General features: G+C 41.7%; 12 protein-coding genes. 5 read left to right on the forward strand and 7 right to left on the reverse strand.

What is annotated here, in order from left to right:
* Nucleotides 1-418 precede the first annotated feature (418 nt).
* The gene (gene gatB, locus ACWATR_RS15800) at nt 419-1,894 is read right to left on the reverse strand and encodes an Asp-tRNA(Asn)/Glu-tRNA(Gln) amidotransferase subunit GatB (protein WP_460334086.1); all 1,476 of its coding nucleotides are present in this window, start codon (nt 1,892-1,894) and stop codon (nt 419-421) included.
* Nucleotides 1,895-2,023: 129 nt separating this feature from the next.
* On the opposite strand from gatB, the gene ACWATR_RS15805 reads away from it, so the two are divergent.
* The 3 genes from ACWATR_RS15805 (at nt 2,024) to ACWATR_RS15815 (ending at nt 3,186) form a co-directional block, all read left to right on the forward strand.
* Entirely contained in the window at nt 2,024-2,296 is a 273-nt protein-coding gene (locus ACWATR_RS15805; protein ID WP_460334089.1) for a P-loop NTPase family protein, read from the forward strand.
* 111 nt (nt 2,297-2,407) lie between these two features.
* Entirely contained in the window at nt 2,408-2,680 is a 273-nt protein-coding gene (locus ACWATR_RS15810) for a hypothetical protein (RefSeq protein WP_194040393.1), read from the forward strand.
* On the forward strand, nt 2,677-3,186 hold the full coding sequence (locus ACWATR_RS15815) for a PIN domain-containing protein (protein ID WP_460334093.1): 510 nt from the start codon (nt 2,677-2,679) through the stop codon (nt 3,184-3,186). The genes ACWATR_RS15810 and ACWATR_RS15815 overlap by 4 nt, the downstream gene beginning before the upstream one ends.
* 366 nt (nt 3,187-3,552) lie before the next feature.
* On the opposite strand, the gene purH is transcribed toward ACWATR_RS15815, so the two are convergent.
* From purH to ACWATR_RS15830, 3 genes are all read right to left on the reverse strand, one after another.
* The gene (gene purH / locus ACWATR_RS15820) at nt 3,553-5,073 is read right to left on the reverse strand and encodes a bifunctional phosphoribosylaminoimidazolecarboxamide formyltransferase/IMP cyclohydrolase (RefSeq protein WP_460334096.1); all 1,521 of its coding nucleotides are present in this window, start codon (nt 5,071-5,073) and stop codon (nt 3,553-3,555) included.
* 459 nt (nt 5,074-5,532) lie between these two features.
* Nucleotides 5,533-6,357 carry a cyanophycinase gene (locus ACWATR_RS15825; RefSeq protein ID WP_460334098.1) on the reverse strand — a complete coding sequence of 275 codons (825 nt, stop codon included), beginning with the start codon at nt 6,355-6,357 and terminating at the stop codon, nt 5,533-5,535.
* A 294-nt stretch (nt 6,358-6,651) separates the two neighbouring features.
* Nucleotides 6,652-6,855: a hypothetical protein gene (locus ACWATR_RS15830; protein WP_069074004.1), complete on the reverse strand. Its 204-nt coding sequence runs from the start codon at nt 6,853-6,855 to the stop codon at nt 6,652-6,654.
* Between the two features lie 313 nt (nt 6,856-7,168).
* Here ACWATR_RS15830 and ACWATR_RS15835 point away from each other — a divergent pair, with 313 nt between their 5' ends.
* Together ACWATR_RS15835 and ACWATR_RS15840 are read left to right on the forward strand one after the other, a co-directional pair.
* Nucleotides 7,169-9,079: an acetate--CoA ligase family protein gene (locus ACWATR_RS15835; RefSeq protein ID WP_460334103.1), complete on the forward strand. Its 1,911-nt coding sequence runs from the start codon at nt 7,169-7,171 to the stop codon at nt 9,077-9,079.
* Nucleotides 9,080-9,267: 188 nt separating this feature from the next.
* Nucleotides 9,268-9,858, forward strand: coding sequence for a thioredoxin family protein (locus tag ACWATR_RS15840; protein WP_460334106.1), 591 nt, complete (start codon nt 9,268-9,270; stop codon nt 9,856-9,858).
* Between the two features lie 245 nt (nt 9,859-10,103).
* On the opposite strand, the gene ACWATR_RS15845 is transcribed toward ACWATR_RS15840, so the two are convergent.
* The 3 genes from ACWATR_RS15845 to ACWATR_RS15855 all read right to left on the reverse strand — a co-directional run bounded on the left by ACWATR_RS15845 (nt 10,104) and on the right by ACWATR_RS15855 (nt 14,185).
* Nucleotides 10,104-11,198, reverse strand: a complete 1,095-nt coding sequence (locus ACWATR_RS15845; protein ID WP_460334109.1) for a sensor domain-containing diguanylate cyclase — start codon at nt 11,196-11,198, stop codon at nt 10,104-10,106.
* Between the two features lie 1,077 nt (nt 11,199-12,275).
* Complete coding sequence (locus ACWATR_RS15850; RefSeq protein WP_460334112.1) at nt 12,276-12,506, reverse strand: DUF6737 family protein; 231 nt, start codon at nt 12,504-12,506, stop codon at nt 12,276-12,278.
* 59 nt (nt 12,507-12,565) lie between these two features.
* The gene (locus ACWATR_RS15855; protein ID WP_460334115.1) at nt 12,566-14,185 is read right to left on the reverse strand and encodes a cyclic peptide export ABC transporter; all 1,620 of its coding nucleotides are present in this window, start codon (nt 14,183-14,185) and stop codon (nt 12,566-12,568) included.
* Between the last annotated feature and the right edge of the window lie 16 nt (nt 14,186-14,201).

Here is a 14,201-nt window from a genome sequence, read left to right on the forward strand (position 1 = left end):
AAACCCGAGTAGTATTGACTTGGGAATTGGGTACAGCTGAAAAACCTACTGCAACTCCTCATCCAGCAATGTTCTGTCTTATTAGTTACGATGGGTGAATAAGTTCGTAGTAAGGACTTTAGTCCTAGATTTTTAAGCACTGAAGTGCTTACTACAAACTCATCATATTTAACTAAGTTTGGGCGTTTAAGTCCCCTGAATCTACAGGCATAACGTTTTGATGCCTAAGCTAAATCCCCGTCACAAAACGTAATTACGAATTCCGCCTTGCGGTACTAGTAGTTCGCCAAGTGAACTTGGCGGGGTAAGGGGTAAGGGGTAAGGGGTAAGGGGTAAGGGGGAAAGGGTTTAAATCTCTTACCCTTTTCCCTTTCCCCTTTCCCCAGTCCTCACTTAGCATTTTTGGGTTGGCAGACTACTAGGCATTCAGTTTCTTCTCGACCAATTCGTTAGTCAGCTTAGGATCGGCACGTTTGTCTGTCTTTTTGAGAACTTGTCCAACAAAGAAGCCTTTGAGGTTAGTGTTACCGTTACGATACTTTTCTAGTTCTTTGGAGTTGGCGGCTATGACTTCATCAATAATGGGTTCTAGTACACTAGGATCGGTGATTAACTCAAGACCTGCAAAGGCTTTCTCAGGAGAAACACCACTGAGCAAATCTGGCAACTTTTGTTTAGCTTGAGCATTGCTAATTTTGCCCGTTTCAATGCGAGTGATGATATCTGCTAAATTGGTGGGAGTCAGGGCGATTTCAGTAATATTAAGTTTTTGCTTATTGAGGTGGGCTGCAATATCTTGAGTAATCCAGTTAGCAGCAGCTTTGGGATTTGCTCCAGATGCGATCGCAGTTTCAAAATATTCGGTTACTGGACGATCTTCTGTCAGAACTCGCGCATCGTAAGCCGAAAGCCCCAACTCACTTTCATAATGATGGCGTTTTTGGGCTGGTAGTTCTGGTAATTCGCTGCGCCATTGCTCTAATTGGGCATTTGTCACCTCAATTGGTGCTAAATCTGGTTCGGGGAAGTAGCGATAATCGCTAGAACCTTCCTTTACCCGCATACTACTTGTGCGTTGAGCGCCTTCTTCCCACAGTCGAGTTTCTTGGATGATGCGATCGCCTGCTTCGATTGCGGCGATTTGGCGCTCAATTTCGTAATCAATTGCCCGTTGGATGGCACTGAAGGAGTTCATGTTTTTAATTTCTACCTTGGTGCCAAACTCCTTTCGTCCCACTGGACGTACAGAAATGTTAACATCGCAGCGCAGAGATCCTTCTTGCATATTGCCGTCACTAACGCCGAGATACCGCACAATCCGGCGTAACTCTTCGGCATATTCAGCAGCTTCTAGTCCAGAACGCAAATCCGGTTCCGACACAATTTCTACTAACGGGATACCTGCGCGATTGTAGTCTACCAGAGAATAGGAAGAACCGGAGAGGCGATCGCTACCTGCATGTACCAATTTCCCAGCATCTTCTTCCATGTGCAGACGCGTGATTCCAATGCGTTTGCGAGTTGGATTCCCCTCAGCATCTACCAACTCAATTTCTAACCAACCGTGTTCTGCGATCGGTAAATCGTATTGAGAAATTTGGTAATTTTTGGGTAAATCAGGATAAAAATACTGTTTCCGGTCAAACTTGCTGTATTTAGCGATTTGACAATTCAGTGCCAAACCAGCTTTGACGGCGTATTCTAATACTTTTTCATTGAGTACAGGTAAAACCCCAGGCAAACCCATACAAACCGGGTCAATGTTAGTATTGGGGTCAGCACCGAATGCCGTAGAGCTATTAGAAAAAATCTTGGTGTTAGTACTTAGCTGACAATGGGTTTCTAGACCAATAATCGCTTCATACTCAGTTTTTACAGTCGTAGCAGTCGTCATAATATCACTATTTCGGCATAATCCTTCTTAGGGTACTATTGTAGCGGCGTATTGAGTTGCGCTGAAGACGGTTATTTGGGTGAGTAATGCTTACCCTTATGAGCTTGAAAAAGAAGGTGCAAACCTAAAGTGAAGAAAATCTTGATTATTGGTTCTGGGGGTGCTGGTAAATCTACCCTAGCCCGCGAATTGGGAACCATTTTAGGCTTAGAAGTCATTCACTTGGATGTTTGGTACTGGAATCCTGGTTGGGTTGAGACTCCAAAAACTAAATGGCAAAGTATTATCCAAGACCTAACCTTGCGAGAATCTTGGATTATGGATGGTAACTATAGTGGTACTCTCGACATTCGTTTGTCAGTTGCAGACACGGTATTTTTTGTTAAGTTTTACCCTAATTAAACAGAATATTGAGAATATTGCTAATTACGTGCTAACCAATTACCACTACCAGCGTTCAGCTACTATATATTAAAAATAATTGGAAAATTAGATAACAGAGCAAGTAAAATTATGATTGATGTAAAAACAGCAGTGAATGCTGCCTATGAATACCTAAAATCCCTACAAGATATAATGGGATCTTCATTACCAGATTTAAGACTTGAAGAAGTAGAACTTTCTGAAGACCAAAGCTTCTGGCTGATTACATTAGGTTTTGATAAACCTGAAAAAAGTCTAAGCAATATTTTTACTACTTCTCGAACATCTGAACGAGTTTATAAATTATTCAAAGTAAATTCTCAAACTGGTGAAGTAGAGGCAATGAAAATTAGAGAAGTATGAAAGATTTGATTGCTTCCCTTATTCGTCGTTATTGCCAAAAAGGGGTTTTAATTGATACAAATATCCTGCTTCTCTTTTTAGTTGGGAGCGTCAATCAAGAACGAATAACTAAATTTAATCGAACCCAGCAATTTATACCAGAAGATTATGAGCTTCTGCTAGCATTTATTGCAAAATTTCAAAAGCTTGTAACAACTCCGAATATTCTGACAGAAGTTAATAGCCTTGCAAATCAACTTGGTGAACCGGAACGTTCTCAGTGCTTTGCAATATTTGCTCAATTTGTTAAAAATGTTGCTCTTTTGGCTGAATACTACGTAAATAGTTTAGATGCTGTTAATACTGAAAAATTTATCAAATTCGGACTTACTGACAGTGGAATCCTGACTTTATCTCAAGGGAAGTATCTTGTACTAACTGATGACTTCAAGCTAGCAAGTTATCTTCAGAGTGTAGAAATTGACGTAATTAACTTTAATAATATTCGTGTCTTTAACTGGAAGTAAAAATATGAAATTATTTTGGAAGCGTTAATTTCTATAATTTATATACGCAAATTAAAAAATGCCTGGGAGTGTTGCCGTGTTTCCACCCCAGGCATTTTTTATTCTTAACTTGCTCCTCACACACAAATAGAGAATATCACTACTTCTATCAAATAGCAAGTGTATTGAGTGACACATCTAAAATCGCACAAACAATCTAATTCCTGACAAATTAAAAAGCGCTTGGGAGTGTTGCCGTGTTTCCACCCCAGGCGCTTTTTATTTTTAACTTGCTCCTCACACACGACTAAAATATATCACTACTCCTATGAAAGAGCAAGTATATTGTGTGACACTTTCAAAACCGCACACTTGAGGGTCAATGATTTAGTGTAAAAAGTGACGTACACCAGTTAAAACCATCAGTAAACCTAGTTCGTTAGCGGCTTTGATTGAATCTTTATCGCGCAAACTTCCTCCTGGTTGGACGATAGCTGTAATTCCTGCGGCTGCGGCTGTTTTCACCGAATCATCGAAGGGGAAGAATCCATCGCTAGCTAGAGTTGCACCTTTGGCTTTTTCCCCGGCTTGTTCTAGTGCAATTTTAACTGAGCCGACACGGTTCATTTGACCAGCACCTACTCCTAGTGTAGTGCGATCGCTTGTCACAACAATGGCATTGGATTTAACGTGTTTACAAATTTTCCACGCAAACAGTAATTCGGCTAATTCGTCGGCTGTTGGTTGACGTTCAGTTACAACTTGCCATTGACTGGCGTCAGCAATTACGTCATCGCTCGCTTGGACAAGGAAACCACCTGCGATCGCTTTTACTGTATCCTTGGGGCCAATGCTCAAATCAGCTAGAGTCAAAACCCGCACGTTAGATTTTTTGCCAAGGATTTCTTGAGCTTCGGCATCACAACTTGGTGCAACCACACATTCTAAAAATGTTTTGGTTAATTCGCTGGCTGTCGCCGCATCTATGGGACGGTTGAGTGCCACAATCCCACCAAAGGCAGAAGTAGAATCAGCATTGAAAGCTTTTTGATAGGCTTCAAAAATACTACTTCCCAGTGCCGTACCACAAGGATTTGTATGTTTGATAATCGTTGCGGCTGGAGTATCAGTGAATTCAGCAATAATTCGGCGTGCGGCTTCTAAATCAACTAAGTTATTGTAACTAAGTTCTTTGCCTTGCAGTTTCGTCGCGGCTGCCCATCCTGTTGGGGTAGTACCAGTTTGATACCAGGTGGCGGGTTGATGGGGATTCTCGCCGTAACGCAGAGATTGTAATTGTGTACCGCTGAGGGTGTATTGCTGTGCTTCTGCGAGATAAGATGCGATCGCTTGATCGTAACTAGCAGTGTGCGAAAATCCTTTTAATGCCGCCTTTTGGCGAAACTCTAGAGATGCTACGCCGTTATTTTGGCGCAATTCCTGTAAATACTCGTCATACTGTGCTGGATCGCATAATACAGCGAGATGGGCGAAGTTTTTCGATGATGCCCGTAGCATAGCCGGGCCACCGATATCAATCTGCTCAACAGCTTCTAATAATGTTACCCCTGGTTTAGCGATCGTTTCCTCAAAAGGATATAAATTCACCACCACTAAATCAATCGGGCGAATTTGGTTATTTTCTAAATCTGTAATATCTTCGGGAAAATCTCGCCGTGCCAAAATCCCACCATGAATTCGGGGATGCAGAGTTTTAACTCGACCACCTAAAATTTCTGGTGAACCTGTATAATCTGCAACTTTGGTGACAGGGAGTCCTGCATCTTTGAGGGCTTGGGCTGTTCCCCCACTGCTGATTAAATCAAAGTCAAATTCTTCAACCAAGCTACGGGCTAGGTCAATTATACCAGTTTTGTTAGATACACTCAGCAGGGCTAGACGCGCCATTGATCAATTCCTTAAAAGTAGGCTAGAAGCGAAGGATCTCAAGTTTTGCATAAGCCTTGCTTCACTTCAAGACCATAAGGATTGAAGGAGGCAGGAGGAAAACTGCCTCCTGCCCCAATACTTGTCGGTTAAGGGGGAAAGGGGAAGGGGGAAAGGGGAAGGTGGGGCCCCCTCTGGGGATAAGGGGCGGGGGGAAAGGGAAATTAAAAACCTTTAACCCAAACCCAGTAACCCTTTCCCAAAACCAAACTTTGGGTTCAAAATGCACAAAGCGAGTAGTATTGCCTCCTGCCCTCTGCCTTCCTTGATAATATTGACTCGTGTAATTTATATCCTTATACCAGTTTGAAAAAAGAATGCGACAAATAGACCATTTGTAGAGACGCGATTCATCGCGTCTTTACCCAAGGATGTGCTGCTGTCGAAAATACTGGAAATAACTAAAAATTAGGCGTTGATTTAACCAACAGGTACAGCAACATTATTTAGGATAGGCTGACGGGTTTTGAGGTCAAATTTGAATCCATGTGGCAAGATATGAAGCTTTGCTCCACAAATTGCCAAAGACTCATCCTTCAAAATTTCGCCCATATTGTTGTATGTAGCCTCTGATTCATCAACAATCGTAACCGCACCTTCACCAATCACTTCAATTTGGTGATCTGTCACCACCATAGCGGTATTTTCGTCAATACCAAATCCCAAAACAGCAGGTTCCAGTATTAAAGCTGAAATTAAGCGTCCCAAGCGTCCTCTCTGAGAAAAATGCTGGTCAATTACTACCCCTGGTAAGAATCCCATACCTGGGCCCATTTCAACAGTTTCCATCCGAGGATGTGTTTGCGAATCACCTTCCACGATCATTTTATCTGGCATCACAGCAGCACCCGCACTTGTGCCTGCGATAACTATACCTTCAGAGAAACGTTTGTGAATTGCCGCATCGATTTCGGTGTCTTTGAGGATGCTGGTAATTCGAGCTTGATCTCCCCCTGTAAAAAATACCCCAGTTGCTTTACTAATTGCTTCCAATGCGGTGGATGAAGATGCATCTTCACGAGTCTCTGTATCAATAATGCGAGTATTTTCGGCTCCCAGGCGTTCAAACACTCTGATATAGTTTTCTCCCACTTCTCTTGGTAGTTCCGTTGCTGCTGTCAGAATTACAATGTGCGCCTTTGTACCCCCAGCACGTCGTACAAAATCCCGCAAAATTACAGAATCGCCATCTCTATCTTCGGCTCCCCCAATAATTACCAACTGCCGTTTGATATGACTTTCCATCGTGATGACTCCTGATTTGAGTTAGTAAATTTCACTAAACCATGACAATTAAAACTATCAAACCATCCTTATGGTAGATTGCTTGATAGAAGTAGGATTAACATTTGCGAATCAAAATTAGACCAAAAGATTTTCCGAAAAATTACCTAAATTTTCACTTACTAAATAAAATCTACAACGTCAACTGCCTCTAGAGTTATTTTCTAGAGGCGTTGTTAGCTATATTGCTAGTTGTCAATTGGAGATTTATCGTGCGAGCGTGAGTAATTTGGTATTAACTCTAAATGGCAATTCCTAATGAATCCGACTTCTGTAAAGTAAGTTAGTTAAGAAAAAACGCGCTTGTTCTAGTGGTAGATGTCTGGGTTTGCCTTGGTAGACAATTTGATACTCATTCATATCTGCCCCATCTCCATGTCCAGAGATCAGCTTTTGGTGAAAAGCTTCCTCAGCAAGTTCTCGAATTTCATCTCTTAGAGCAGCTTGTGTGCTATTCATACCTTTGCTGTCTTTTTGATACCTCACTATTTATACAAATTCTTGGGTGAGGTTGCACCCTTCAAAAGTTATAGCTTTGATTACTCGTCAGGATGAATTGACCGTTGTTGATTCCCGGCTGAGGAATGGAGATTGAATTATGCCTTAAGATAGTTAAAAATACTTAACAATAGAGTTAGGGTGGGTTCTGATTAGCTTAATTGCAAAGCCATCACTCTCCAAAATAAATGTGAATCAATCTACAATCAATAAGTCTGAGAAACCAGAACTCAGAATTGAAATTTCAGGGTGTTTAGCCAAAGGTTCGTAATCAATGGTTCTACAAAAAAGCAGTGATTTAGTCCGCATTAATGCTAGAAGAACGGATGTATTCGATATTTTCAACTTCAAGCATTATTTAGGGCCTAACCCTTATTTAAATATAGGGTCGCTAGTATTTGATTTTGCTCTAGTTGACTCTAGAGAGCCTTTGCCCATTGAAGATTATATTGCGAGCATTGGCGATCGCTATCCAAAGCTGCGCGATCAAACTTACGAATCCCATGCCCATCTATTTGCCCAAGTTGTGTCCGAAGTCGGAAAACTGGACATGGATTTACACCTTAAGCACTGGAGTGTTAAGCCATATCCAGATTTCACACGAATTAGTGTCCAATCACTACATGAACGCACAACCAGAGAGGTAATTTACTTTGTTTGGGATTGGTTTGAAGCTATTACCCAAGACGAAGACTTCGCCTTTGATGGAGAACTAGTAAGGCTACAAGATAGATTTCGCGCATCTGTCTACGGTGGCCCTACAGTTTACGCCCTATTGCGAACAGCCTACGAGAAAGGTATTCCCGCCTTTTATTTGTGGGAAGAAGGATTGATGCAATACGGATTAGGAAAAAAACACGTCCGAGGGGTAGCAACAACATTTAACTGTGATAGCCATCTAGATTCGGAGTTTACCACCCGCAAAGATGACTGTAAGGCATTTTTGAAAACCTTGGGTTTCCCAGTGCCTAAAGGTGATATTGTCTTTTCCGAGAAGGAAGCCTTGGCGGCAGCAAGAGAAATTGGCTACCCAGTAGCAGTTAAGCCAGTGGTAGGTCATAAAGGAATTGGCGTCACGGCTGACATACAAGACTCAAAAGAACTGGTAGCTGCTTACAATAGAGCAGTGGCAGCCATTCCCGAAGATCAGCTAACCCGAATAATTGTTGAGAAAAGCATCTCAGGATCGGATTTTCGCTTGTTGTGTGTCAATGGCCGATTCGTCGCCGCCACAGAACGCCGTCCAGCATCGGTTGTCGGCGATGGATATTTAACTCTTGCAGAGTTAATTCGCGAAGAAAATCGCAAACCTGCGCGTTTAGATACGCCAACCTCACCAATGAGTAAAATTCAGATTGATGAAGCGATGGAACTCTATCTAGACGAACAGCGCTTATCATTAGACAGCGTGATTGAGAAAGGACGCACTGTTTACTTGCGGAAAGTTGCAAATCTTTCAGCCGGAGGTGTAAGCATCGATGCAACCCCGACAGTTCATGACGATAATATTATTTTGGCGCAAGATATTGCCCAACATTTCCAATTGACTTGTCTGGGAATTGATGTCATGACCAAAAGTCTTGCAGAATCTTGGAAATCCAGTAACTTTGCCATCCTGGAAATCAATGCTGCACCGGGAATTTTAATGCATCTGAAACCTTCTGATGGTGAAAGCGTTGATGTGCCTTCCCATATTTTAGAAACATTTTTTGAGTCAGGTACAGATGCGAGGATACCAATTATTACCTTTAACAAAATCTCGGTTGAAGAACTGCAAGCGACAATTGATCATATCCTTTTGCAACATCCCGATTGGACAATAGGTGCTGTTTGTCGTGATGCAGTTTTTGTGAATCGCTCGAAAAAAGTATTAAGCAAAGATTACAACACCAATGTCCAAACTTTGCTGCGCCATCCCAAACTTGATTTGCTGATTGCTGAGTACGCAGAAGATATCTTAGAAGAAGAGGGGATGTTTTACCAGAGTAGTAATATGGTAGTTTTGGATAATCCCACCGAAACTGAAATGATTCTGGTGCGGGATGTTTTCGATGGTTCAACTGTGGTGATTAGAAAAGGCAATGATATTTCTATTCGTCGCAAAGGGTTGATTGAAGATTATACTTTGGGTGAAGATGAACCATTTACACGGGTTTATTTGAAAGAAACCGGGACGATTGTGTGAGTTAAGTGAATAGGTGATTGGGGACTGGGGACTGGGTAAATGGGATTAGTTCACTCCCGATTCAAATCTTTAAGGATACCCAATCCCCGATTCCCTGTTCAAGCTTTCAAAGGTGGGGAGAGAGAAAAGAGCGCGTGGAGTCAGTTAAACTAAAGAAGAATTGCTTAATAAGTTTTAATAATTCTGTTATGAGTACTGACTCACCTGTTAAGTCTCCCGAAAAGCCTGAATCCACATTCGGGAAGCGTCTGAGAAACTTCTTAATTGTAATGGTAGCGATCGCACTTAGCGTTTCTCTCGTCTTAGGATTGCGAACTGAAACCACCTCGGCAACTCTAGCTAAGTTAAGCGAGACTTCCACACCGTTAGAAGTAGCAATCAGCAACGGCAAACCATCTCTAGTAGAGTTTTATGCTGATTGGTGTACTGTCTGCCAAAAAATGGCCCCAGATATCACTCAACTAGAAACAGAGTATGCTGACAAGATGAATTTTGTTATGCTGAATGTAGATAACACTAAGTGGTTGCCGGAAATGCTGAGATTTCGGGTCGATGGAATTCCCCATTTTGTATTTTTGAGTCAGCAAGGAGAAACCATCGCCCAAGCCATCGGCGATCAACCCCGGACGATTATGGCAAGTAACTTAGAAGCTTTGGTTACTGGTTCCTCTCTCCCTTACGCTCAAGCTAGCGGCAAAGTTTCCAAATTTTCAGCCCCAGTCGCACCAACGGCGAATCAAGATGATCCCCGCAGTCATGGCAGCCAAGTAGTAAATTAAGATAATTCGTAATTCGTAATTCGTAATTCGTAATGACGCTTCTACGTCGCTAACGTAATTCGTAATATGATGTCCGTTAAATTGCCCATAATAAACAGTTTGTAGTGGGGACTGAAGTCCCCAAAGCCAGGACTAAAGTCCTTAGTCCTTACTACGAACATTTTTTATTCAGCTTGATTAGCCGGACGTAATGCAATACGTAATTCGCAATCAAAGATTACCTAATCCCCACTTCCCTGTCCCCTTTATGTAAGGGATTGGCGCTTGAGACGCTTATGGGCGTACATTAATTCGTCAGAACTGGCGATTAGTTGTTCTAGTGACATATTGCTTTCTGGTGAGTAACGCTCTATCCCCATACTCATTGAAAGTTCATAGCTACGGTTTTGCTGTTGATTAAAGTTGGCGATATTTGCTTGCAGATAAACTTGGATGCTATCAGCGTCCTTAAAGTAGCTGGAGATGAAAACAATGAATTCATCTCCACCTAAGCGGGCAACAATATCCGAGTTCCGAAAACTTTGCTTGAGTAATTGACCAGCATCAATAATCAAGGCATCTCCCATATCGTGACCAAGGGTGTCGTTAATCTGTTTTAGCCCATCTAAATCAATGAAGATCACCCAGCACAATGCTTTCGTGTGGTGAGCAATTTTTAACTCTTGTTCAGCCATCAAGAAGAAACCACGTCGGTTATGCAAACCGGTTAATTCATCAGTCAGCGATGCTTGTTTGCGGTTGCGAACTTCCTGAATAAGTTCCATCTGAGCGATCGCCTGACGACTTAGGCGGCGCAGTGCATCTAACTGCTGGTAACTTAGATGATGAGGAATGCTGTCCAAAACACACAACGTCCCAATAGGAAGACCATCGGGTGTAATTAGAGGAGCACCAGCATAAAAACGAATTTTGAGATTACCTTTGACTAGGGGATTATTATTAAAGCGATCGTCATTGATGGCGTTGGGAACCACTAATATATCCTCTGGTTGAAGAATTGCATGGGCACAAAAAGCCAACTGTCTGGGTGTTTCCCTAACTTTTAGTCCAACCTTAGATTTAAACCATTGGCGATCGCTATCAACTAAGCTAATTAAAGCAATTGGAGTCTTACAAATGTAGGCAGCAAGAGCAGTTATATCATCAAATGCTTCTTCAGGCAGGGTATCCAGAATATTGTATTCCGCCAATGCTTTGAGTCTTTCTGCTTCATTTTCAGGTAGAGGAACAGCTTGGGTTTTCACAGATGAGTGTCTGAGTCTTAGCCAGAAAAGTCTGGGACGCTGGAAATTTTGCAACAACCGTAAAATTACCTCTCCAGCAGCAAGGCTGCGTGACATAAACATCTCTGCAACGACAATCAACATTCTGTTGAATATACAGAAAAATTGTATTATATGATGTTCTTCATGCCTTTGGTTTGCTCTATTGTTCATGTCACCCTAGCTTTCACTGTGCAAAATCCCTGAATATGTAAATGCTTACAAGGTCTTTTGCCCAAAGCCGGCTTAAAAATAATTAATTTTAGCTAAAAATTATCAAAACTTATTATATCGTCAGGCTTCTTCGTCAAAAATTGATATTTTTGATATCGCTAATTTGTCTATATACACGCAATTTGCAGGGGTTAGCTTCCAACCCCTGCAACTTCTCTTTCTGGTCTACGGAGGCGATCGCTTAACTTTGTAATCCCTCTCGATCATCTCTGCGTAGACACGCAGAGATAGGCTCAAAAGTAGTTACAGCAGGAGTTATAATTTAACGTGAGTTCGATGAACCTCTCCCTCCCAGCCTCCCTCTCCGAAACGGAAAGGGAGGAGCAAGAAAAATTCCGCTTTTTGCTCCCCTCTCCGCGTCGGAGAGGGGCTGGGGGAGAGGTCAAATAAGACTTGTCGAACTCACGTTAATTTATGCAGAATTTTTCTCTATCAGGACTTACGCAAACAATAGCCGAAAAGAATGATTTTCAGGTAGGGGCAATTCATGAATTGCCCCTACGGCGTATAGTTTTGCGTAAGTCCTATCTATGACCAAACCAAGCTAAGAGGTTGTTTGAGAAGTCTAAATTATTAGTTACCTCTGCGACTAGAAGTCGCGGCTACACATACAAAACCCGCCTACGCGGGTTATAAAACTCGATTTTCTGCTAGTTCACGCAGGTGGACTTAGCCTGTGTAATAGCGAATTATATTCCAATACGCTTGGGTTAAGGGCTAATTGTACAAAATTGTGGGTTTTCGAGACGCGATAAATCGCCGTCTCTACAAGTGTTTTGATCTTATCTGAACTGTATTGGAATATAATTCGCCCAAAACTTTTTAAACATCCTCTAAATAAACTTTGCTGCTAAATCTCTAAACACAGTAGAATAATTTTCTTCTCCCTAGAGCAATTTCCAGTATCACATCAGGCTTTAATTATTCTTTATACGACTCTAAAACCCCACTGCGAATCATTAGTTGTGGCCAAAAAAACACAAAAAATACCATCCACGTTACTACAGGGATAGAGACGAGAACTGTCAGCCAGATAATTTTAAATAGTAACCAGCTACTACTAATCAGTATTACAGTTGTGAGAATTATAGACCAGGGCTGACACCACCAAGGTTTGTAGTTCCAAGGACTTATGGGTTTTTGTTCAGTCATTATTTTTATTTAGTAAAACTCCAAATATTCCTTTAACAATTATGAATTATTTTGACAGATTAAGTTTTGTCGTACTCTATTTTTCCATAGTCAAGTTTGATAATTCGGTCTGCTAAATGAAAATAGTGATCGTCATGGCTAATCACCAACACTGTTTTACCCCGCGATCGCAGTTCTGGCAAAAGTTGAGTGTAGAATATCTCCTTGAATACTGGATCTTGATCGGCTGCCCATTCATCAAATAGATAAATTGGTCGATCTTCCAAGTAAGCTGTGAGTAAAGCTAGTCGTTTCCGTTGTCCTTGAGAAAGTGCTGTGGTAGAAAGTTGTCCATTTTCAACTTTCACCTTATGGTCTAGTTGCAGTTGTTGTAAATATTTTGTCGCTTGAGCATCCAAGTGAGAATTTTTTAATCCTAAAAGTTCTTCAAATAAATAAAAGTCGGAAAATACCACAGAAAAATGCTGGCGATACCATTCTCGGTTCTGTTCGCTAATTAGCTCCTCATCGAAGATAATCTCGCCGTTTTCAGGGATGTAAAGTCCAGTAATTAGTTTAGCTAGGGTAGATTTACCACTACCATTACCACCGACAATGAAGACCAATTCTTGAGGATATAGTGTTAGATTGATGGGGCCAAAGATAAAGCTATTATCTTCTTGATCTGTGTAGTAAGTGTGTGTAACACTTTTAAATTTTAAGCGATGCCAGTCAGATTTCAGAGCAGGTGGAACAGTGGATATTTCAGTTCGACTAGCTAGAGATAAACCCAGTGACTCGATTTTTTGAAAGGCAATGCTGGCTTTACTTAATAGGGGAAGTTTGCTGATGATGTTATCCATTGGTAACACCAAGTAAGTGAAGGTCAAAATGTAACCAGAGAGAGTTTCGGCATTGATGGTAAGCAGATTCGGCAGCGCAAACAATACAAAACCGAGGGCAAAAAAGAATATGAGTTGCCCCCAGCTTGAAGTCATAGCAAAAAGAGTTAGACCATTAACGTTGTGATGACGGAACTCGGTAGCAGTTGATTTGAGTTTTTCTTCTAAAAAGTCTTGACGCCGCCTATAATTCAGCTTGAGTTCCTTGACTCCTTCGGTAATGGTGCGAAAATGTTTAAATAGCTGATCTTCATCTTCACGAGCTAGGGCCAGCAATTTTCCTCCTCTGTTGAGTAGCCACTGACAACTAGCGATCGCAACTACTGAAATCCCACAAACCATTAACAATACTACCCAAGAGAGCCAAGTTATATACGCGATACAACCCAAGACGATCGCTAAATTAATAAAGATGAAAGGCATCTGATAAACAGCATTGGCAACCGCCTGAATATCTTCTGTGAGAGTTGCCAATAATCGAGGATTCCCCAAGCGTTCTAGGTGACTCAACTCGGAAGCGAGAATCTGGCGACTCAAACGCATCCGTAATTGCAAAACTGCACTCTGAGAAAGACGAATCAGCATCACTTGAGAAATAATACTGGTAATTAGTGCAACGATTGCCAGCCCCGCAAAACCCCAAATTATCGATGTGAGGCGGGAAGGGGAACTGCTACTAGCAGCACGGCTAATTAAGGCAATCAAACCAGCACTACTACCGCCACTCAAGAATCCAGTAGCGATCGCGATCGCTACCATCCCCCACGAAGAACGCAAAAGAAAATAAATCAAATTCATGATATTGGCTTGCCAA

This window comes from Nostoc sp. UIC 10890 (assembly GCF_054786515.1).